This window comes from uncultured Bacteroides sp., assembly GCF_937912035.1.
Taxonomy (GTDB): domain Bacteria; phylum Bacteroidota; class Bacteroidia; order Bacteroidales; family Bacteroidaceae; genus Phocaeicola.
The window spans coordinates 17,754-39,755 of sequence record NZ_CALDPF010000002.1 but is presented as its reverse complement, the minus strand read 5'-3'; the positions used below and the strand labels follow the sequence as shown (position 1 = coordinate 39,755).

16 protein-coding genes are annotated in these 22,002 nt (G+C 40.7%); 10 read left to right on the top strand and 6 right to left on the bottom strand.

What is annotated here, in order from left to right:
* Positions 1-13 precede the first annotated feature (13 nt).
* Positions 14-850, top strand: coding sequence for an AraC family transcriptional regulator (locus Q0486_RS00145; protein WP_299228969.1), 837 nt, complete (start codon positions 14-16; stop codon positions 848-850).
* Positions 851-910: 60 nt separating this feature from the next.
* Here Q0486_RS00145 and Q0486_RS00140 read toward each other — a convergent pair whose 3' ends face one another.
* The 4 genes from Q0486_RS00140 to Q0486_RS00125 form a co-directional block, all read right to left on the bottom strand.
* Positions 911-1,540 (bottom strand): cytidylate kinase-like family protein, encoded by a 630-nt coding sequence (locus tag Q0486_RS00140; RefSeq protein WP_204391204.1) that lies wholly within the window; start codon positions 1,538-1,540, stop codon positions 911-913.
* Between the two features lie 76 nt (positions 1,541-1,616).
* Complete coding sequence (locus Q0486_RS00135; RefSeq protein WP_299228962.1) at positions 1,617-2,969, bottom strand: MATE family efflux transporter; 1,353 nt, start codon at positions 2,967-2,969, stop codon at positions 1,617-1,619.
* A gap of 210 nt (positions 2,970-3,179) precedes the next feature.
* Positions 3,180-3,839 carry a hypothetical protein gene (locus Q0486_RS00130; protein WP_299228959.1) on the bottom strand — a complete coding sequence of 220 codons (660 nt, stop codon included), beginning with the start codon at positions 3,837-3,839 and terminating at the stop codon, positions 3,180-3,182.
* 59 nt (positions 3,840-3,898) lie between these two features.
* The gene (locus Q0486_RS00125; protein WP_299229186.1) at positions 3,899-5,572 is read right to left on the bottom strand and encodes a nucleoside kinase; all 1,674 of its coding nucleotides are present in this window, start codon (positions 5,570-5,572) and stop codon (positions 3,899-3,901) included.
* Positions 5,573-5,653: 81 nt separating this feature from the next.
* On the opposite strand from Q0486_RS00125, the gene Q0486_RS00120 reads away from it, so the two are divergent.
* The gene (locus tag Q0486_RS00120) at positions 5,654-7,348 is read left to right on the top strand and encodes a Na/Pi cotransporter family protein (protein ID WP_299228957.1); all 1,695 of its coding nucleotides are present in this window, start codon (positions 5,654-5,656) and stop codon (positions 7,346-7,348) included.
* A gap of 71 nt (positions 7,349-7,419) precedes the next feature.
* On the opposite strand, the gene Q0486_RS00115 is transcribed toward Q0486_RS00120, so the two are convergent.
* Together Q0486_RS00115 and Q0486_RS00110 are read right to left on the bottom strand one after the other, a co-directional pair.
* Positions 7,420-8,286 (bottom strand): FKBP-type peptidyl-prolyl cis-trans isomerase, encoded by an 867-nt coding sequence (locus Q0486_RS00115; RefSeq protein WP_299228955.1) that lies wholly within the window; start codon positions 8,284-8,286, stop codon positions 7,420-7,422.
* A gap of 54 nt (positions 8,287-8,340) precedes the next feature.
* Positions 8,341-8,925, bottom strand: a complete 585-nt coding sequence (locus Q0486_RS00110; RefSeq protein WP_299228952.1) for an FKBP-type peptidyl-prolyl cis-trans isomerase — start codon at positions 8,923-8,925, stop codon at positions 8,341-8,343.
* Between the two features lie 131 nt (positions 8,926-9,056).
* On the opposite strand from Q0486_RS00110, the gene Q0486_RS00105 reads away from it, so the two are divergent.
* From Q0486_RS00105 to Q0486_RS00070, 8 genes are all read left to right on the top strand, one after another.
* On the top strand, positions 9,057-9,761 hold the full coding sequence (locus Q0486_RS00105; RefSeq protein WP_299228949.1) for an NAD-dependent deacylase: 705 nt from the start codon (positions 9,057-9,059) through the stop codon (positions 9,759-9,761).
* Positions 9,762-9,843: 82 nt separating this feature from the next.
* A complete protein-coding gene (rd, locus tag Q0486_RS00100) occupies positions 9,844-10,008 on the top strand; it encodes a rubredoxin (protein WP_299228946.1) in 165 nt (54 codons plus the stop codon).
* A 123-nt stretch (positions 10,009-10,131) separates the two neighbouring features.
* A complete protein-coding gene (locus Q0486_RS00095; protein WP_299228943.1) occupies positions 10,132-10,563 on the top strand; it encodes a hypothetical protein in 432 nt (143 codons plus the stop codon).
* Positions 10,564-10,691: 128 nt separating this feature from the next.
* On the top strand, positions 10,692-11,216 hold the full coding sequence (locus Q0486_RS00090; RefSeq protein ID WP_299228940.1) for a hypothetical protein: 525 nt from the start codon (positions 10,692-10,694) through the stop codon (positions 11,214-11,216).
* Positions 11,217-11,476: 260 nt separating this feature from the next.
* Positions 11,477-15,592 carry a two-component regulator propeller domain-containing protein gene (locus Q0486_RS00085; RefSeq protein WP_299228937.1) on the top strand — a complete coding sequence of 1,372 codons (4,116 nt, stop codon included), beginning with the start codon at positions 11,477-11,479 and terminating at the stop codon, positions 15,590-15,592.
* A 91-nt stretch (positions 15,593-15,683) separates the two neighbouring features.
* Positions 15,684-17,840, top strand: a complete 2,157-nt coding sequence (locus tag Q0486_RS00080) for an alpha-N-acetylglucosaminidase (RefSeq protein WP_299228934.1) — start codon at positions 15,684-15,686, stop codon at positions 17,838-17,840.
* A 34-nt stretch (positions 17,841-17,874) separates the two neighbouring features.
* The gene (locus tag Q0486_RS00075) at positions 17,875-18,942 is read left to right on the top strand and encodes a DUF5009 domain-containing protein (protein WP_299228931.1); all 1,068 of its coding nucleotides are present in this window, start codon (positions 17,875-17,877) and stop codon (positions 18,940-18,942) included.
* 40 nt (positions 18,943-18,982) lie between these two features.
* Positions 18,983-22,000: a TonB-dependent receptor gene (locus Q0486_RS00070; protein ID WP_299228928.1), complete on the top strand. Its 3,018-nt coding sequence runs from the start codon at positions 18,983-18,985 to the stop codon at positions 21,998-22,000.
* Positions 22,001-22,002 lie beyond the last annotated feature (2 nt).

Below are 22,002 nucleotides of genomic sequence, written 5' to 3'. Positions count from 1 at the left end.
AAAACTTCAGGTTATGAATCAGGAACAGAAAGATTATATTAGTTTACTGAATTCTTCATCGGAAAATGATATTCTGATAAAGAAGACCGGTTGGGAGGAGATTTCCCTTCATGCACACAGTCATGAAAAATATCAGATAATATATACATTGTCCGGCACACTGCATATCCAGATAGACAGCGATTCGTATTTTGTTCCGGAGAAACATATTGCATGGATACCTGGCGATGTGATACATGAGATAAACAGTAATAACCGTCAGGTTTCTCTGGTGATATTTTATTTTTCTCCACTTTGTCAACCTGAGAATATACGTACTTCGTCTTTCTGTATATATAATACCAATTCTGTAATAGGGGAGAATATAAAATATTTGGCTTCGTGTGGCGATTGTATAAAAAGTGAAGATAGGGGCGTGCTGTTTGATTTTGCTATCAGTTTTTTCAATCTTCTGCCTACATTGAGCTATAAAGTGGATTTCCTGTTGAAGACAATGTCAATACCTAATGACCATAGGTTATATCCAGTATTATGCTATATGAGGGAGCATGCTTTCAGAAACTTGAAGATTGAGCAGGTTGCGGCTGAATTTAATGTTTCAGTTAGGAATTTAAGTCGTTTGCTCCATGATTCTGGCATAAGATTTAATTCGTTTATCAACAGACATAGGGTAAACAGGGCGATAGAATTATTTTCGGATGGCGGTAAGACAATGCAGCAGATAGCCTATGAGACAGGATTCAGTACGCCTAATAATTTCAACCGTGTATTTAAGCAAATTACCGGAACTTCGCCAAGTCTGTATGAGAAAGGAGTGACAGACAATAAAAAATCAGCCATAGAGCAATAAATACGCTTTATGGCTGACAGTGAATGTATATTTAAAAATTATCCGTGTCCTGAGTTTATATTAAAGACCTAACTTCTTTGTGACGAATTCTTTTACGAACTCTACAGTTCCGTCTATACCAAGTACTGAAGAGTCAACGCAAAGATGATATGTAGCTGCTGCTCCCCAGGTCTTGTAACTGTAGTAGTTATAATATGAAGAACGTTTCTTATCTGCTTTTTCCATAAGTTCCTCAGCTTCTTCAGCAGATATTTCCAATGTAGCCATAAGGCGTTCTATTCGTGCTTCGGGAGATGATGATATAAATACATTGGCGCATCTTGGATGGTCGCGAAGTATATAGTCCGCACATCTTCCTACGAAAAGACATGATTGCTTTTCAGCCAGTTCCCTGATAACATCGCTCTGTATCTTGAATAGAGAATCATTGCTGAGATATGAATTATATGGATAGGCTCCTTCAGTAAGGAAAGGAAATCTTGAACCGAATAATCCTCCAAGGATGGTTTTTGATGCTTTCTCGTCTGCCTGTTCAAAGAATTCGCGGCAGAGTCCGCTTTCTTTTGATGCCAGGTTTATAAGTTCCTTATCGTAGAAAGCTATATTTAGTTCTTTTGCAAGTTTTTCGCCTATCTCTCTTCCGCCACTACCAAGCTGACGTCCGAGGTTTATTACAAAATTATCTTTCATGGTTGTAAGTTTTTTAGTATGTCTTTCTACAAATATAATTCTTATGAATTAAAAATCAAAATGTATATGTGAGAACTTAAGCACTATGCTTTCTGAATTTGTCAAACTGTCTGTATAGCATAATTGCTGCCAGTACGCTTGCTGCAAGGTCGGATATAGGCATGCTTATCCATACTCCGTGCGATCCGAAGAATATAGGTAGTATGAATAGACATGGTATAAGTATAAGAACCTGGCGGCTCAATGACAGAATTATAGCTTTTCGTGCCATACCTATACTTTGAAAGAAGTTGGATGTAACCATTTGAAAACCTATAATAGGGAAAAACATCACAACTATTCTCAAACCGTTGGCTGAAAGGTTTATTAGTGTTTCATCAGTAGTGAAGGCCGATACGGCAAGTTTTGGGATGAACTCACCTACTATAAATCCAGAAGTTGTTATTATGGTGGCTGCAATAACCGTAAGTTTCATAACATGGTTTACACGGTGGTATTGTTGTGCACCGAAATTATATCCAGCTATTGGTTGCATTCCCTGATTAAGTCCCATGACAATCATTACGAACAGGAATACTATTCTGTTTACTATACCGAATGCCCCTATGGCAAGGTCTCCGTCGTAGAGTTTAAGTCCTTTGTTGATAAGGATAACAATGAAACATGATGCAAGGTTCATAAGGAATGGAGCCATACCTATTCCTATTATATTAGATACTAGATTGCCATGAAGGCGGTAGATACCTCTTTTGAAATGCAGCAGTTCATTTTTGTTGGTAAATATTTTTATTAACCATATCAATGAGATAATCTGAGCTAGTATTGTTGCTATTGCTGCTCCCTTTATACCCATGTTGAAACCATAAATAAACAGAGGGTCGAGTATTGTATTTATGATCACTGTCAGTATGGTTGCTGACATAGCTTTCTGAGGATGGCCAGCAGAACGTAGAACGGAGTTAAGTCCAAGATATAAATGTGTTATGGCATTTCCTAATAGTATGATAACCATATAATCCCGTGCGTATGGAATAGTGGCTTCACTTGCTCCGAAGAAATACAATATTGGATCTAGGAATATTAATGTAATTATTGTAAACACTATACCCATTATTACATTAAGCGAAACAACGTTTCCGAGTATATGTTGGGCTGAAGCATAATCTTTTTGCCCTAATTTAACAGAAACTAGTGTTGATGCACCAACACCGACTAAAGAACCGAAAGCCGCAGCTAGGTTCATCAGTGGAAATGTTATGGCAAGACCGGAAATGGCCATAGGACCTACGCCATGACCGATGAAGATACTGTCCACCATATTGTAGAGCGATGATGCTGTCATGGCTATAATAGCCGGTATGGCATATTGCATAAGAAGTTTACCGATAGGTTCGGTTCCTAGTTCAGTAGCAGTTACTTTTTGTGACATATATTTTCGAAATTTCTTTACACGGTGCAAAGTTAGGATTTTTTATCCTATGCAGTGACAATGTTTGCCAATATAATTGTGCGAAAAATCTGATATCTTTTGGTGCTGACTGTAGTAGGCAATCCTTACCACTACAGTCAGCAATGCTTCCCACTATAGTCGGCAGGGGTGCCGACTATAGTCAGCACCAGAAAATATGCTCATACGTTGTTACCAATAGTATGGTCCGTATCCTTTTATGCCCTCCACTCCAAAGCTTATGGACGAGCTTTCACCTATTTTGAAATTTATCATTCCTCCCAGTTTGTCAGGCGAGAAGTTTGGTAGTGGGTAATAGAGTGGGGAACGCTGAGGCATCAGCGACTTGTTTCCATAACCATATAGTGTTATCCGGTCGTTGAGCTTGAATGCGGCAACTCCAGCTATTCCTACATTTTTATAGTTGATGAATCCCCAGTCCATGTTTGTAGCGTATAGTCCTGCAGCTACGCTGAATCTGTTGTTTATGGGCACAGCATACATAAATGCCGCATCCTGTCCGAATCCTACTCCTGATGGGGCGTATTTTGATGGACTGAATGTGACATGCATACCAAGAGAAGCGTTGAAACCTTTGTGGAGTTCCCAATTGGCATAGCTGTAAGAAAATGGACTTATCCCGTACATACCGAACGAGGGGTACATTCCGGCTTGCATTATTGGTGCTACAAGTGGTGTACTCAACGAGTCTGTATTGCTAATGGATATTTGCTTTTGTTTGATGTTGTACGCAGAATCCTGTTTTACGCTTATAGACTCTGATTCATTATTCTGTGCTACGCCATATAATGGTAACGAAATAAATAATATTATAAGGTATATATAATTCATCGTATATGTATGAGTTTCTATATTATTATAAATTATGTGTTTGTGTCTGTTTCTTCTTTTTAGTACTCAAAACTACTGCCTCCAAGGAATTCTCTTAACAATGATGTAGGAGGCAATTCCGTGTCACGAATAGAGACAAAATAGCTTAAGAAGTGCAGTAACCTGTGTGCTTCCGAATATTCTGGACAGTTGTTCGGAACTTTTCTCAAGATAGGTTCAATATGGTCTTTGATTACTGCAAGTTCAAACAATAGGGCTGAATTGAACATGGCATCGGCATTTTCCTGATAAGGGAAAATCCATTTTTCTTCACCAGCCCGCACGCTAGGCCAACGGGATATTGTGGCTTCTGCCGAGCTTCCTCTGTATTTATAGTCGCGAATTATTCGGCGTAACAATCTGTTGTCTGTGGTCGGTATATAATTATGCTTGTCCAGTAATATTGTTGTAAGTGCAGATACATAAATCTTATATTTGTTGTCGGCAGGAATATTTGGTGTCAGTTCGGGGTTTAAGGCATGTATTCCCTCAAGGATTAGAATCATATTGTCTTCCAATCTGAATTTCGTACCGCTGCTTTCTCTCATTCCGCTTGTGAAATTGAATTTAGGAAGTTCCACTTCACCTCCTTCAAGTAGTGTGTCAAGCTGTTTCTTGAAGAACGGAAGGTCTACCGCATAAAGTGATTCAAAATCATGGTTACCGTTTTCGTCAAGTGGAGTGTTGTCTCTGTTCACGAAATAATCATCCAGTGATATAGGATATGGTTTCAGTCCGTTTGTCATCAGCTGGATGCTTAGTCGCTTGCTGAATGTGGTCTTTCCGGAAGACGAAGGTCCTGAAATCAGAATTATCTTTATTCTGTTCTCTCCGGTCTGACGGGCAGATATTTCATCTGCTATTTTTACGATTTTCCTTTCCTGAAGTGCTTCGGACACATTGATGAGGTCTATTGCATGACCTTCATTGCAGGCTATGTTGAAATCTCCTACTGTACTTATTCCAAGAATTCCATTCCAACGGTGATGCTCCTGGAAAACTTCAAGCATCTTTTCCTGTTTGATAAGTTCTTCTATTTTATCAGGATTATTCTTATTGGGTATCTGTAGCAGTAACCCGTCATAATATTTCACTATATCGAACTTTTTGATGTATCCTGTGCTTGGTACAAGGCTGCTATAGTAGCAATCCAATGTATCACCAAGCTTATAGTAGAATGAATATAGCTGTCCAGAAGTTGACAGAAGTTTTACCTTGTCAGTCATACCTCTTTCCTGGAATATCTTTATTACATCTTCTGTCCGTTGCTCGTATCGTGTTATGGGTAAATCTTCGTTAATTATTTCCTGCATTCTTTTCTTAATACGTGATACATCGTCCAGCCCGATAGTTCTGTCAATATGAAGTTTGCAGAAATATCCTTTTGAGACCGGATGTTCAAGAGATATTGTTCCACTGGGGTACAGGTCATCAACAGCCTTTACAAGAATGAAACATAGCGAACGTACGTATGTTCTCATTCCAGATGCACTGGTGATATCAAGGTATTCGATATCCTTGTTGTAGTATACTCTGAAGTTAAGATTTTCAACTTTATTGTTTACTTTGGCGCTTACCGGACCGTAAGGCATGTTCAAGCCAAGTTGATTATAAATCTCTATAAGAGAAGTTCCTTCTGGGAATTCTCTTGTTTCTTTATTATTTTTGCAATATATTTGTAACATAATTGTAATATGTATTACTAATTGGATTAACTGGCAGTCAATTTACTCAATTATATTCAGATTGTCTATATCTTACCTAAATAATAACAGATGGAATATTCTTTTTATGATTTTTTAAAGTTGCTTGGCTCTCTCGCTTTGTTCCTTTATGGAATGAAAATAATGAGCGAAGGTTTACAGAAGTTTGCGGGCGACCGTCTGCGAAGTATTTTAACGGCGATGACAACCAACCGTGTAACAGGAGTCTTGACTGGTATGCTTATAACGGCATTGATACAGTCTTCTTCGGCTACCACAGTTATGGTTGTCAGTTTTGTAAATGCCGGTCTTCTCGAACTGGCTCAGTCTATAGGTGTAATTATGGGTGCCAATATAGGTACTACGGTTACTGCCTGGATAATATCTGCGTTAGGTTTTAAAGTAGATATATCTGCTTTTTCACTTCCTTTGCTGGCATTCGGTATTCCTTTGCTGTTTTCTCAGAAAAGTTCTCGCAAGTCGGTTGGTGAGTTTATTTTTGGATTTGCATTTTTGTTTATGGGACTCAACCTCTTGAAAACAAATGCGCCGGATTTGAGCCATAATCCTGATATGCTGGCTTTTGTGCAGAATTATACTGATATGGGCTTCATCTCTGTACTGTTGTTTGTTCTGATAGGTACTATACTTACAATGATAGTTCAGGCTTCGGCTGCAACAATGGCTATAACATTGATTATGTGTGCCAACGGCTGGATTAGTTTCGAACTTGGAGCAGCTTTGGTGCTTGGTGAAAATATAGGTACTACAATAACTGCAAATCTGGCTGCTTTGACTGCAAATACGCAGGCCAGGAGGGCAGCTATGGCACATTTGATGTTTAATATATTTGGTGTTGTTTGGGTGTTGATATTGTTCAGACCGTTTCTTTCAATGGTGGAATGGATAGTATCTGATTTTATGAATGTGTCTGAGGCTGGAGGTGTAGCCGTATCATTCAAACTATCAGCATTCCATACATGTTTTAATATATGTAATGTGCTTATACTTATATGGTTTGTTAATTTTATAGAGAAAACTGTTTGTAGGATTATTCCTCAAAAGGAGCAGGAAGAAGAATATCGTTTGCAGTTCATTTCCGGAGGTATGTTATCCACTGCCGAATTGTCTATTCTTCAGGCTAGAAAAGAAATCAATCTTTTTGCAGAACGTATTCAGCGTATGTTCGGTATGGTACGCGACTTGTTGCATGTCAAAAATGAATCGGAATTCAACAAACTGTTCAGCCGAATAGAAAAATACGAGAATATAAGTGACAACATGGAGCTTGAGATAGCAAAATATCTTAATCAGGTGTCTGAAGGAAGATTGAGTTCCGAAAGTAAGGTGCAGATAAGGGGGATGCTCCGTGAAGTTACGGAAATAGAAAGTATTGGTGACAGCTGTTATAATATTGCACGTACTATTAACCGTAAGAATCGTGGCAATGATGACTTTACTGCTGCACAGTATGACCATATACATCAGATGATGAATCTTACTGATCAGGCTTTGTCGCAGATGATAAAACTGGTTGAAGATACACACCACACGGTAGATGTTAATTGTTCATTCAATCTGGAAAATGAGATAAACAATTATAGAAACAGATTGAAGGGTCAGAATGTGGTTGACGTTAATAATAAAGAGTATGATTATCAGATGGGTGTTCATTACATGGATATTATAGCCGAGTGTGAAAAGCTGGGTGACTATGTTGTGAATGTTGTTGAGGCACACACTGACATTAAGGAGAAGAAAGCTTGATAAATGGGTATAAAAAATCCGGTAGAAAAATCATCTACCGGATTTTTTTATATGTCAGTTGTAGAAATAAATTATTTCTCAATGCTGATAAGTTCAACTTCGAAAATCAAAGTAGAGAAAGGTTTGATTTTACCAGCTTCACGAGAACCATAACCAAGTTCCTGTGGAATATAAAGTTCCCATTTTGAACCTACAGGCATCATAGTAAGAGCTTCTGTCCAACCCTTGATAACCTGATCTGCACGGAATGTAGTAGGTTCTTTACGTTCGTATGAGCTGTCGAATTCAGTACCGTCAATCATTGTTCCTTTATAGTGAACTTTCACGCGAGAAGTTTTAGTAGGGATTTCACCTTTACCTTCTTTGATTATTCTGTACTGAAGTCCGCTTTCAGTAACCTTGATACCATCTTTGCTCTTGTTGTTGGCAAGGAATTCTTCGTTTTCCTTCTTGTATTCTCCATATTTTGCTTCAAGAGCTTTAGTCTTTATTTCCTCTGATTTAGTGCGTACATAAATAGAAGCAGAATCAGCGCTTACGAGGCTGTTTTCTTCAACTGCAGCAATGAAACCGGCAAGGAAATTTTCTTTGCTCATTGTTGTTGTAGAATCACCTGCAAATAGCTGGTTGTTGATAGCTTCGTACATATCACCGCTAACCTGCTGTCCAATCTGCATACCTGCCATATAAGCCTTTTCTTTGTCAGAAGTATTTTTCATACCTTCCTTTATACCTCTGATAAAGTCTGCCATATAAGTAGTGTCAACACCAAGACGACCTACAACATAATCTTTTAAACCTTGAGAATTGCTTACTCCCACCATATATGAAAGAGTGTCAACGTCACTTTTCATGTTTGCTTTAGGAGCACCGCTTTGACCGCATGAAGCAAGTCCTGCTGCAGCAGCCAATACCATTAAAGCTGTACCTTTTTTCATTTTTGATTCTAATAATTTTAAGATATTAATTTTTTTTAGTTGTTTGATTTTCCATTAGAGAACCTCGATGAGTTCAACCTCAAAGATTAATGTACTGTGAGGAGGAATCATTTCGCCTGCTCCGTGAGCACCGTAACCTAGTTCAGAAGGGATGTAGAGTTTCCATTTAGCACCTTCAGACATGAGCTGCAATGCTTCTACCCATCCAGGAATAACCTGATTTACACCGAACACTGCAGGTTCGCCGCGTTTGATAGAACTATCGAACATAGTACCGTCAATAAGTGTTCCTTCGTAGTGGCAGCGTACACGATCTGTTGCTTTAGGTTTCTTTCCGTTGCCTTCAGTGATAACTTCATACTGAAGTCCGCTAGGAAGTGTCACGATATTTTCTTTTTTCTTGTTTTCTTCTAGGAAAGCTTTTCCTTTTTCTATATTTTCTGAATTTACCTTTTCTTCAAGTTCAGTGAAAAACTTGTTTACTATTTCGCGGGCTTCATCGTGAGTGATAGCTGTTTTGTTTCCTTCAAGCACATCCTTGATAGCCTGTGCGAAATCTTCTACCTGAATGTTGCGGGCACCCATGCTCCACAAGTTTTGGCCAATTCCAAGACCAATGGCATAACTGAATTTATCCATGAATTTTATTATATATTATTATATTAATTTATTCGGTTGGCAAAGGTATCTTTTTTCTTTGAAACAGAGGTGTTTTGATTGATAATTTTTCTTATTTTTGTAACGATAACGTATAAATAGTACATATTATCATGAAAAAAATAGTAGTATTGACAGGTGCAGGCATGAGTGCGGAAAGCGGTATAAGTACTTTCCGTGATTCAGGAGGACTTTGGGAGAAATATCCTGTAGAACAAGTTGCCACTCCTGAAGGATATGCTGCAAATCCTAAACTTGTCATTGATTTTTATAATGAGAGGCGTAAACAACTGTTGAATGTAGAACCTAATATGGGACATCGCATTCTGGCAGAACTTGAGAAATATTTCGATGTTACTGTTGTGACACAGAATGTCGACAATCTGCATGAACGCGCTGGAAGTAAAAATGTTATTCACTTGCATGGTGAGTTAACTAAGGTTACATCAAGCCGTGAGCCTAATAATCCTGAATATATCAAGGAACTATCTTCTGAATGTTATGATGTGAAAATTGGCGACTTGGCCGATGACGGTTCGCAGCTACGTCCTTTTATAGTGTGGTTTGGTGAAGCTGTTCCTATGATAGAAACAGCTATCGATTATGTGGAGAAGGCGGATATATTTGTTATTATTGGAACTTCGATGAATGTATATCCGGCTGCAGGATTGCTGAATTATGTAGGTGGTAATGTACCTGTTTATCTCATTGATCCAAATCCTGTCAACATTTCTTCTAACCGTAAAATTCATGTAATATCAAAAGGAGCGTCAGAAGGTATGGAAAATTTGAGAAAAATATTGCTCGATAGATTATGATGTGAACAATTTTATATTTACATTTGTTCTGTAATTAAAATTGAAACAATAGACTAACATTTATTTTAAATTAGAAAGCATTATGAAAAAGTACATTTGCACAGTTTGTGATTGGGTTTATGATCCGGAAACAGGTGATCCAGATAGCGGAATAGCTCCAGGAACAGCATTCGAAGATATCCCTGAAGATTGGGTTTGTCCTGTATGCGGAGTTGGTAAGGAAGATTTCCAGGTCGTAGAAGAATAAGACTTATAATCCAATAATGATATAAATCTCCATATCACCTTTTCAAGGTAGATATGGAGATTTTTTTGTTTGAATCTAATCTTTTCTTATCTTTACAGCCGTAAAATTAAAAATAATAATTTTTTGAGGAGACTTTTATACATATATGTTCTTGTTCTTTGGGGAATTATACTCTCCATTGTAGTACCATGTACATCTGTTAACAACACAGAGGGAAATATTGTTGTTGATGTAGCTGATGTCGATACTAAGGAGTACCAGTATACGTATAAGATTCTTTTGTCCGACTATGATGATAGTCGCTCAGAAATGTTGGTCACTGACGTGAGTCAGTTGGGTAGTCTGGCATTGAATATCCGTGTAATGGTTAAACTGACTGCCAGGCAGATATACAACACCTCTGTGTTATGGGCAAAATATGCAGTTCGTATGATAGCTGAATATATTCAGCATCAGAGTTTTATAAATGAGTTATTAAATTCAAACAAGTTTCGTGTTGGCATGACTGGTAGCCATGTCAGGTATCTGTATCAGTTGTGCCGTATTGTTATTTAGTCCGTTAATTTGTCTTTTTATTGTGTGTATGGGAATGTATCTTACAATCCCATAACTAGGCTTTTGCCTTATCGTTTTTTATTATTGGTAAGTATTTATTTAAAAAGAAAAACAGACAAATTATAATTATGGACTCAAATTCATTGTTTACAAATATTCATGAACATGTTTCGCGCCGTACAGATGTACGTTCTATTATCTTTTCCGTTATATTGATATTGATAGGTGGAATAGCTTTTTATTTTTCAATAATTGAAGAAAACGAATCATCTTCATTAAGTATGCTCGTAATGACGATTGGAGCAGCGTGTCTTTTGCTTGGAGTGTTCCGCTTGTTTTGGAAAAGCCACAGTTGGTTCTATACACCGACCGACAGCCGTATATCTGTGAAGAGTGAGTTTTATGAAGCTGCAGATTTCCGCAGTTTGAAATCGGTTTTGGAGAGTTCTGATTTTTCTGGAGAGAAGACTGTTAAAAGTGGTAATACCGGAGGAATAAGAATGGATTATATGTACTCTCGTGACAGAAAATTTGCAGCAGTTCAGTTGTATCAGTTCTCGTCTTATATCTATCAGCCTGTCACTGATGTTTATTATTATAAGGATATGGTAGCAGATGAGTTTATCTGTTGTGCTGAAAAGAAAATGTTCTGATATATAACTGTTCAATAAAAATGCACTTATGTTTTTAAAAGGAAATACTTTTGTAATATTATAAGCTTAAAACTTTAAAAAATAAGAATGAGGCTGTTTTTAAATGAAACGGTCTCATTTTTGTTTTTTGTTATATAAGTATATGTGATATTTTTTATATATTTGTAATACTTTTAATCTTTAAATACTATATGTTACAACACTATAAAAAATATATATTTATAATAGTTTTATACTTATTCTGTGTAAAAGCGAACGCATTGTCAAACTTTTTCCAAAATCATAGTTTTTATTTCATAAACGAAGAAAATGGTCTTTCCAATAATTGCATCAATTTTATCTTTAAAGATTCTGCAGGATATATATGGCTTGCTACCAACAATGGAATATCACGATACGATGGATATCAGTTTTTAAACTTCACTACACATACTACTCCTATATCATTGAAAAGTAATTATGTGAACTGTATTTCTGAAGACAGATTTGGCAGGTTATGGGTGGCCACAGAAGAAGGCCTTACGATTATCTCGTCAAGTCGTATGGAAGTTGTAAAACTGAAGTTGGACAAGGTTGAAGACGGTCGGCTGTTTGAATCGTACGTCCAGACTATATATTCGGACAGAAACGGAAACATGTGGGTAGCGTCATGTAATAATCTGTGGTGTTTGAAGTTCAATAATATGGGGCGAATATCGGAATGCTTTTCAATGCCTTTCGTCACCCGGACTGATATATATTCCATTATTGATTTCGGTGATGGAGTATGTGCTGGTCTTGACGATATGGTCTATAGGATAGAGCCCGGTGAGAACGGAAGGCTGAGAGTGGAATCTCTATCGGATAATATATCGTCGTTTAGTGATGACTGGAGAATTCTTTGCTTGTGTCAGGACAAGGACCTGCTTTGGATAGGGACGAACAGAGGGTTGTTCAAGTATGACACGAAGAGAGATACAGTGAAAAGATACAGATATTCCAACCACAAGCCGGACATGCTGAGTCAAGCATACATAACTGATGTTGAAGTGACTGCTAGCGGATCAGTCCTAGTATCTACACTGAACGGGCTGAATGTGTACGACAGGGAGAAAGACTGTTTTAATTATGTTCGGCAGAATTATAGAAATCCTTCGGAGGGAGTGAGCTGTAATAGGATAAATACCCTGTTCTGTGATGGAGATGATATTTGGGTGGGAACACAGATGGACGGAGTGAATATATTGGTTCCAGATGTAGTTCATACACGTGTCTGGAAGTATAATTATTCGGCAGAGGGAACTAATAACAGGGGACCGAACGCAGTGAACGGGATAGCTGAAGATAGAGAAGGTAATATCTGGCTTGCCACTGTTGATGGTGGTGTGAATAGGATGACGCCTGATGGAAAGTGCTTTGAAAACTTCATGTTCGAACATACAAACGAAGAGTCTATCAGTAACAATGCAGTGAGTGGTATTCTTATAGACTCACAAAACCATCTGTGGGCATATACGTGGGGAGTGGGGATAAATGAACTTGATCTGAATGTGGATGGAAACAGAACTTTTATACGCCATGAGAGGGAAGACCGCATGGGGTTGGAGAGCGATTTCTTAGGATCTGCGGCAGAGGACAGTCTGAACGATGGAATATGGTTTGGTTCAACTCGTGGATTACACTTTTATGACAGGCGTACGTGTCATTTCGTGAGGATTTTGTTCAGTGGGATAGATAATGACTTTAAAGAGGTAAGGGCGATGATGGTTGACGACAGAGACAGGCTGTGGTGGGGAACTTCAGCAGGTGTATTCGTACTGAGTTTGTCATCGTTTGACAAAGAAAATGGTAAAATTGAATATAATTATATGAGATATAAACTGACTGAGCCTGGGTCGCACCAGATAGAGAAAATAAACTGTGTGATGCAGGACAGCAGTGGGCGTATATGGCTTGGTTCGGAAGGAAATGGGTTATATATGTTGAAGGATGAGGATGTTGAAGGTTTCGAGTTTGTGAACTACGACATTACGGATGGGCTGTCCGGAAATACGGTTATAGGTATGGTGGAAGATGCAGACGGGGTGATTTGGATGTCTACAAACAGAGGTATATCGTCGTTGAGCCTTGAGAATGGTGTAGAGGTGTTTGCCAGTTTTACCCGCGAAGATGGGCTGCCAGACAACAGGTTCAATTGGAATGCATATCATTATTCGTTAAAGAATAATCTTTTGTATTTCGGTATGATGAACGAGCTTATAGCTTTTTCTCCTTTCAGCTTGTCTCAAGATAAGGAAATCCGAAAGCCAGTTATTACGTCGTGGAGGGTGGCAGGCGGACCTGTCTATTCCCTTCCGGACAGGACAAAGACTGACGATTATAATCGTCCGGAGGCGAAATTGCATGCCAGCGACAGAGGGCTTATTATTACTTTTTCTACGCTTGATTATGCTAACTCGCACAGAATAAAGTATTCATATAGACTTATGGGATATGATGATGAATGGGTGGAGACTTCTCATGGAGGGTGTGAGGCTAGATATAGCTTTCTTCCCGACGGAGAGTATTTATTTCAGCTCAGGGCGACTGATGAGAGAGGACGTTGGGTGAATGGTATTACGGAAATGAGAGTTGTGGTGGCTCCTTATTTTTACAGATCGTGGTGGTTCTATGTGATTTTGCTTGTAATAGCTTTGGGGATGGTGAAGTATATCTATAAAGTAAAGACAGAGATGTATAGGAAGCAGAAGAGGGAACTTGAGCAACAGGTAGCAGAGAGAACTTCTGAACTGAATGCCAAGAACAGGAGCCTGACAGAGATGGCGTTAAAGGTAGAAGAAGCTACGGAGGAGAAAATGTCTTTCTTTACGAGCGTTACGCATGAGTTCCGTACTCCGGTAACACTGATAGACGGGCCTTTGAAGATAGCTCTTGGGATGACGTGTCAGGCAGATGTGAGAGAACAGCTGGAAATAGCCTCAAGAAATGCAGATACACTTATGAAATTAGTAAACGAACTGTTGGATTTTAGGAAGTTCGATGCTGACAGCTTTGTGCTGGTGAAAAGGGACACTGACTTTGTGGACTTCGTTAAGAAGTTGATTGTGCCTTTCGAGGTGTTTGCAGCCGAAAGGAATATCAGGATAGAAGCATTCTATAGGATGAACTTCCGCCATAGAATGTTCGATGGGGAGTGTTTGCGTAAGGTTATTGTGAATCTGCTGTCGAACGCTGTGAAATTTACTCCTCCCGGCGGGAAGGTGTCGGTTTATGTATTTTCGGTTGCTGATGATAGTATCCCAAGTGCTACAAAGGGAGATAGTGTGTGGGTGGATGTGCGCGATTCGGGATGCGGTATCGATCCTAACGATACAGAACTTATTTTCCAAAGGTTCTATCAGTCGCGTTCCGAGGGAAGAAGTGCAGCGGGCGGTTTCGGTATAGGTCTGTATCTTTGTCGTAGGATTGTGGAGATGCACGGTGGAAAAATATGTGCTGGAAATAACAGGAAAGAGGGTGCATTTGTCAGAGTAATGCTTCCTTTGGAACGAGGAAATGATGAATTGGCAGAGGTAACGTCTGATATAATTGCTTCTTCTTCCGCTGCTGCCGACGTTGCATCAGTCGGAACAAAGGATACAGTCTTGCTAGTGGACGATGTGAAGGATATGAGGCTATATCTATATACAATACTTTCGGCAGAATATAATGTACTACAGGCTTCGGACGGCAAGGAGGCACTTGAAATTTTGGCTTGCAATAAGGTGGATTTAGTAATAAGTGACCTTATGATGCCGGTAATGGATGGAAACGAACTTTCCAGACGAATAAAGTCTGACGTAGCTACATCGCATATTCCTTTGCTATTGCTGACAGCCATCAAGTCGGACAAACAGGAGAAACTGAGTCTGGAGATAGGTGTAGACGATTATTTATGTAAGCCTTTCGACAGCGATATACTGCTTCTGAAAGTACGGAACATACTGGCGTACAGGCGGCAGGTGAGAAAACGTTTTGCCTCGGGCATGGAAGTGGAGTCGCTCGATCTGAAAATAGAATCTAAGGACAATGTGTTTATGCGTACGGCCATGGAACTTATGAAGGCTCATTATATGGATTCGGAGTATGGTGTCGATGCTTTCGTCAGAGACATGGGTTACAGCAAGACATTGGTTAACTCGAAATTGCATGCCATAGCTGGAATGGCGATAGGGCAGTTTATGAAAGAATTCAGGCTTAATCAGGCGCGGTCTTATATATCAGTGGCGGAACAGACGGTTACGGTGGCAGATGTGGCATATGCTGTAGGATTTAACGATCCGAAGTATTTCACGAAATGTTTTAAAGAATTGTTTGGAGTACTTCCTAGCGAGCTTATGAAGTACAAGGAAGGGTGATAAACTATTCTCCTCCATTTTTGAACTATTTTCTACCTTATATTTCCATAAATTGGATACGTTTGCGTAAATCAAAAATCTAAAATACATTATGAAACGCATCGTATCCATATTTTGTATATTCTCTATATCCATATCCACTGGCTGGAGTAATCCGATTAAGGATATGCTGGAGAGAATAGATAAAGGTGCTTCTGTCAAGTTTAAAATAGAAAAGACAGACGCACCGAAGGATTTCTTCGAACTTGAATCCCATAACGGAAAAATTGTAGTCAGGGGCAATACATATATTAATATAGCTACGGGAATAAACTGGTATCTGAAGTATTATGCCGGAATTAATCTCACCTGGAACAATATGAAGGCAGATTTACCTGATGTACTTCCTCCGGTAAAGGTTAAGGAACGCCGCGAGACGGACGCAAAATTGAGATATGATTTTAATTACTGTACTTATTCTTATACCATGGCATTTTGGGATTGGGAACGTTGGCAGACTGAAATAGACTGGATGGCGCTCCACGGTATAAATCTTCCTTTGGCTGCAGTAGGTCAGGAGTGTGTTTGGCGAAACATGTTGCTGAAACTTGGATATACCAGTGAGGAAGTAAACAAATTTATTGCCGGTCCGGCCTTCCTTGCATGGTGGGCAATGAATAATCTTGAAGGTTGGGGAGGTCCGAATCCTGACAGCTGGTATAAGCAACAAGAAGAACTTCAGAAAAAAATATTGAAAAGAATGCGTGAGTTCGGAATTGAGCCGGTTCTACCGGGATATTCCGGAATGCTTCCTCATGACGCAGGTACGAAGCTTGGAGTCAATGTGGCAGAACCTGAATTGTGGAACGGATTTACACGTCCTTCGTTCCTGCTTCCTACAGATGAACGTTTCGCGGAAATAGCTTCTCTTTATTATAAGGAACTCACAAAGTTGTTTGGCCGTGCGAATTATTATTCCATGGACCCTTTTCATGAATGCGAGAATGCGGGTGATATAGACTTCGACGCTGCAGGACAGGCTGTGATGAAAGCCATGAAGGAGGTGAATCCTAAGGCAGTATGGGTAGTTCAGGGATGGACTGAGAATCCACGTCCGGAGATGATGAATGATCTGAAGACGGGCGACCTATTGATAGCGGATCTATTCAGTGAATGTCGTCCTATGTGGGGTATTCCTTCTATCTGGAAGCGTGACGAGGGATACGGACATCATGAATGGCTTTTCTGCATGTTGGAGAATTTCGGCGGAAATGTGGGGCTTCACGGACGTATGGATCAGCTGATAAACAATTATTATCTGACAAAGAATAACCCTCTGGCAAAGCATCTGAAGGGTATTGGTTTGACAATGGAAGGCAGCGAGAATAATCCTGTGATGTTCGAATTGATGTGCGAATTGCCATGGCGTCCTGAAAAATTCACAAAAGAAGAATGGCTTGACGGTTATGTAAAGGCAAGATATGGTTCGGATGACAAGACTATACGTGCAGCTTGGGCTATTCTGGCGGACGGAATATACAATTGTCCTTTCGGTAATAACCAGCAGGGACCTCACGAATCGATATTCTGCGGACGTCCGGGGCTGAACAATTTCCAGGCTTCAAGCTGGTCGAAGATGCAGAATTATTATGACCCTACATCTACGGAGGAGGCGGCAAGGCTGATGCTGTCCGTGGCGGACAAATACAGAGGAAACAATAACTTTGAGTATGACCTTATAGATATCGTACGTCAGTCATTGTCTGACAGGGGCAGGATAATTTACAATCAGACTATAGCCGATTTCAAGAGTTTTGACAGGAAGAGTTTCAAGGCTCACTCACAGGAATTCCTGGATATATTGCTTGCTCAGGACGAACTGCTGGCCACAAGGCCGGAGTTCAAGGTGGGACGATGGATAGAGCAGGCCAGGAACAAAGGAGTGACCGATGATGAAAAGCGTCTTTATGAGTGGAATGCTCGTGTCCAGATTACTACATGGGGCAACAGAACGTGTGCCGATGATGGCGGTCTTCGTGACTATGCCCACAAGGAATGGAACGGTATACTGAAGGATTTCTATTACAAACGTTGGAGCGAGTACTGGAAGACTCTGCAGGATGTGCTCGACGGAAAGCCTGAGGTGAAGCTGGACTATTATGCGATGGAGGAGCCGTGGACGCTGGCGGACAATCATTATTCTTCAGTGGCCAAAGGTGACTGTATAGATGTGGCGAAAGATGTTTTCAATAGGGTGTTCGGCAAATAATACTTTATAACATTTTACTTTAAAACTGATAATCATGAAACGTTTGATGTCATTGGATATTCTGAGGGGTATTACCGTTTGCGGTATGATTCTCGTGAATAACGCGGGAGGCAGATACTCTTATGCCCCATTGCGTCATTCGGTGTGGAACGGCCTGACACCATGCGATCTTGTGTTTCCTTTTTTCCTTTTCATGGTGGGTATATCTACTTATATATCGCTGAGGAAATTCGATTTCAGACCATCCGGTGAGGTGATAAGGAAAATATTCCGCCGTATGTTTCTGATTATACTTATCGGCATCGGCATAGGATGGTTTGGACATGTGTGCGGAGGTGATTTTCTGCCTGCGGATAGCCTACGCATTCCGGGTGTACTTCAGCGTATCGGGCTGTGCTACGGAGTGGTGTCGCTGATGGTGGTATATGTTAATCACAGGTATATCCCGTGGATTGCTGGAGGAATATTGGCTATGTATTCCGTATTGCTCCTGACTTGCAACGGTTATAGCTGCGACGACACTAATTTTATAGCCATAGCGGATAGGGAGGTATTCGGACAGGCTCATCTTTATACCAAAAGTCCTATTGATCCTGAAGGCCTGGTGGGAAGTATTTCGGCCATAGCCCATACGCTAATAGGCTTTATGTGTGGAAAAATCTTGCTTGAGAATATTCCTATTAGTAAGAAATTGTTGTATATGATGGTTGCTGCTGTTGTGATGTTGCTTTTAGGCTATGCGCTTTCCGGATGGATGCCAATAAACAAGAGGGTGTGGTCGACAACCTACGTGCTTGTCACCTGCGGATGGGCGTCAGTGCTTCTGGCTGCTCTGATTTATATAATAGACGTAAGGCTACTGAACAAGGGATGGACATTCTTCCTGGTTTTCGGGATGAACCCTCTGTTTCTATATGTTCTGAGCGAGATTCTGGCTATAGTGCTTTCGCATAGCGGGATGAAGCCGGCGATATATTCGCTGCTGGTTTCGCTGATACCGGACGAGTATCTGGCTTCGCTGGCGTATTCGATTATATACTGTCTGATTATGGCGCTGACAGGCTTTATACTCTGGAAGAAGAAAATCTTTATCAAGATATGAATCTTTAATCTTTTATTTTAATCTTTTAAAATCTAATTTTATGCTTAATGTACAATTGAAAAATGCGGGATTAAGGCCATTCGCACTGTTTATGGCTCTTTTTCTGATGAATGTCTCATGGGCATTTGCGCAGCTGACTGTTACGGGAAACGTACGGAGTACGAACGGTGAACCTCTGACAGGGGTGAACGTGGTGGAAAAAGGTACTACCAACGGTACAGTGACAAATCTGGATGGTAATTTTACTCTTCAGGTGGAAAAAGGCAAGACACTTTTGTTCTCGTATGTAGGTTTTCATACCAGAGAAGTGGTTGTGAACTCTTCGACACTGAATGTTACAATGAAAGAGGATGCCGAAGCTTTGGAAGAAATCGTGGTAATCGGTTACGGTAGCATGCAGCGCAAGGATGTGACCAGTTCCATCACTACCGTGAAGGCTGAGGATCTGAATGTGGGTGTTGTTACCACTCCGGCACAGATGTTGCAGGGTAAGGTTCCTGGACTGACAATTGCCAATACGAGCGACCCTAACGGTTCGGCTTCAATCTCTTTGCGCGGTGCTTCATCATTGCGTAGCGGCGAGGCTATGGAGCCGTACTACGTGGTGGACGGTATTCCGGGTGTGAGCATCTCGCTAGTGGCTCCGGAGGATATAGAGAGCATAGACGTGCTGCGCGATGCGTCGGCCACTGCTATCTACGGTTCGAAGGCTGCCAACGGTGTGATCATCATCACTACGAAGCAGGGTAACAAGGACGGAAGGACAAGTGTGAACTACAGCGGATATGTGGCATGGGACAAGTCTATGAATACGCTCGACATGATGGATGCCAACGAACTACTTTCTTTTGCAAAGCGTGGCGGATATGACCTTTCTCCTTATTATGACGTGAACAATCCTGCGAACACCAACTGGCAGAATGAGGTGCTCCGTACGGGATTCAGCCACAATCATAATGTATCGATAAGCGGTGGAAACAAGAAGACATCTTATAGCGCGTCTATCAACTTTCTGGAACGCGAAGGTGCGATAAGGGGTACGGATACTGACCGTCTGACTGCACGCTCGTTTCTGCAGACAAAGGCGCTGAACGACCGACTGGACTTGTCGTTCAGCCTTAATGCGAGTATCCGCAACAGCTCTACAGGTCCTACAGGAGGCACCGGACAGAGTGTGCTCGATGCGATGTATTACTACAGCCCGCTGGTGCCTGTGAGAAACGAGGACGGAAGTTGGTACAGCAACCTGCAGATTTCGCAGAACTTCAATCCGGTGGCTATGATTAACGAGGACCGTTACAATACGAAGGAAAAACTCCTGCAGGGAGTGGCAAAGGCTACGCTTCATATCATCGACGGACTGGACTGGAACATGAACCTGTCTTACCAGAACCAGCAGTTTATCTACAGTAATTATAACAGCACACAGACTCAGCTTCCTAGCGTAGCTTCTCGTCATGGACAGGCTGACCGCAGCACTGCCGAGAACATCCGAAAGCAGATGGAGACTTATTTAAACTGGGATCATACTTTTGCCGATGCACACAAGGTTGGTGTTATGTTGGGATATTCATGGGAACAGGCTGACAATAACGATGGTTTCGGACTGAAGGTGTACAACTTCTATGATGATGAACTGGGCTATCACAATATAGGTATGGCCAACAATATCGATATCAACGATGTGATAAGTAACAATCTTTCCACACTGCGTATGATTTCATTTTACGGACGTGTGAATTACAGCTTCAATAGCAAATATCTGTTTCAGGCAACTGTACGTCGCGACGGCTCGTCAGCGTTTGGTGTAAATAACCGCTGGGCTACATTCCCTTCTGTATCTGCCGCATGGCGCATCACCGAAGAGGAATTCATGAAAGATCAGAATGTGTTCGACGATCTGAAACTCCGTGTAGGTTACGGTGTAAGCGGTAACTCGCTTGGTTTCGATGCATTTTATTCACGTCAGGTATATGGTTTTACTCACTGGTTCACATATGTAGATCCTGCAACAGGCACTACTTCAGATTACAGGGCTCTTGGTGCTACACGTAACTCAAATCCTGATTTGAAATGGGAAAGTACAGGAATGTTTAATATAGGTTTGGACTTTGGTTTCCTGAACAACAGATTAACCGGTACTATTGAATACTATGACAAGCGTACCAAAGATCTGATATATGACTATCCTGTATCTACAAACCGCTATCCGTACGGTTGGATGACTGCCAATGTGGGTGATATCAGCAACAAAGGTATCGAGATTACAATCAATGCAATCCCTGTGCAGACACGTAACTTCACATGGAGCACAAGTATCAATCTCTCGCACAACAAGAATGTGGTGGAGAAATTGTCAAATGAAACTTATTCTGTAGACTATATCGACCAGGCTAATCCTGATGTGGGCGGTTACACCAGCACAAACGTACAGCGTATAATGGAAGGTTCTCCTATCGGTCAGTTCTATCTTTGGGAATGGGCAGGATATGACGAAAATGGAAACTCGGTGTTCAACGATTATGATGAAAACGGAAACCTAGTGGGAACAACAGATGCTCCGGATGATACAGACCGCAGAAAGGCAGGCTCGGCACAGCCGAAACTTACTTATGGGTGGAACAATGATTTTACATGGAAAAACTGGACATTGAACCTCTTCTTCCAGGGAGTGGCAGGAAACAAGATTTTTAATGCTACACGCTGCTACTATAACAACGTAGGTCTGGTGGCAAATGGCAAGAACATTCTGAGCGAGGCTGCTTCTGAACAGAATGCCAACGACTCACGTGCTCATGCTCCTTCTGACAGATATCTGGAAAACGGCTCATACTTCCGTCTGTCGACACTGACTTTGGGATATAACTTCGGCAGAATAGGCAATTGGGTCAATAATATCCGCCTGTATGCTACTTGCAACAACGTGTTCACAATCACGAAGTATAAAGGCGTTGACCCTGAAATCTATTTGGGCGGTCTGACTCCTGGTGTAGACTGGCGTAATACCACATACCCTCGTACACGTACTTTCATGGTGGGATTAAACATTAATTTCTAACC

What these genes read in the sequence shown, in the direction of transcription:
- Q0486_RS00145 (WP_299228969.1), top strand. Translation starts at nt 14, where the DNA reads ATGAATCAGGAACAGAAAGATTATATTAGTTTACTGAATTCTTCATCG.
- Q0486_RS00140 (WP_204391204.1), bottom strand. Translation starts at nt 1,540, where the DNA reads ATGAAAGATAATTTTGTAATAAACCTCGGACGTCAGCTTGGTAGTGGC.
- Q0486_RS00135 (WP_299228962.1), bottom strand. Translation starts at nt 2,969, where the DNA reads ATGTCACAAAAAGTAACTGCTACTGAACTAGGAACCGAACCTATCGGT.
- Q0486_RS00130 (WP_299228959.1), bottom strand. Translation starts at nt 3,839, where the DNA reads ATGAATTATATATACCTTATAATATTATTTATTTCGTTACCATTATAT.
- Q0486_RS00120 (WP_299228957.1), top strand. Translation starts at nt 5,654, where the DNA reads ATGGAATATTCTTTTTATGATTTTTTAAAGTTGCTTGGCTCTCTCGCT.
- Q0486_RS00115 (WP_299228955.1), bottom strand. Translation starts at nt 8,286, where the DNA reads ATGAAAAAAGGTACAGCTTTAATGGTATTGGCTGCTGCAGCAGGACTT.
- Q0486_RS00110 (WP_299228952.1), bottom strand. Translation starts at nt 8,925, where the DNA reads ATGGATAAATTCAGTTATGCCATTGGTCTTGGAATTGGCCAAAACTTG.
- Q0486_RS00105 (WP_299228949.1), top strand. Translation starts at nt 9,057, where the DNA reads ATGAAAAAAATAGTAGTATTGACAGGTGCAGGCATGAGTGCGGAAAGC.
- rd (WP_299228946.1), top strand. Translation starts at nt 9,844, where the DNA reads ATGAAAAAGTACATTTGCACAGTTTGTGATTGGGTTTATGATCCGGAA.
- Q0486_RS00090 (WP_299228940.1), top strand. Translation starts at nt 10,692, where the DNA reads ATGGACTCAAATTCATTGTTTACAAATATTCATGAACATGTTTCGCGC.
- Q0486_RS00080 (WP_299228934.1), top strand. Translation starts at nt 15,684, where the DNA reads ATGAAACGCATCGTATCCATATTTTGTATATTCTCTATATCCATATCC.
- Q0486_RS00075 (WP_299228931.1), top strand. Translation starts at nt 17,875, where the DNA reads ATGAAACGTTTGATGTCATTGGATATTCTGAGGGGTATTACCGTTTGC.
- Q0486_RS00070 (WP_299228928.1), top strand. Translation starts at nt 18,983, where the DNA reads ATGCTTAATGTACAATTGAAAAATGCGGGATTAAGGCCATTCGCACTG.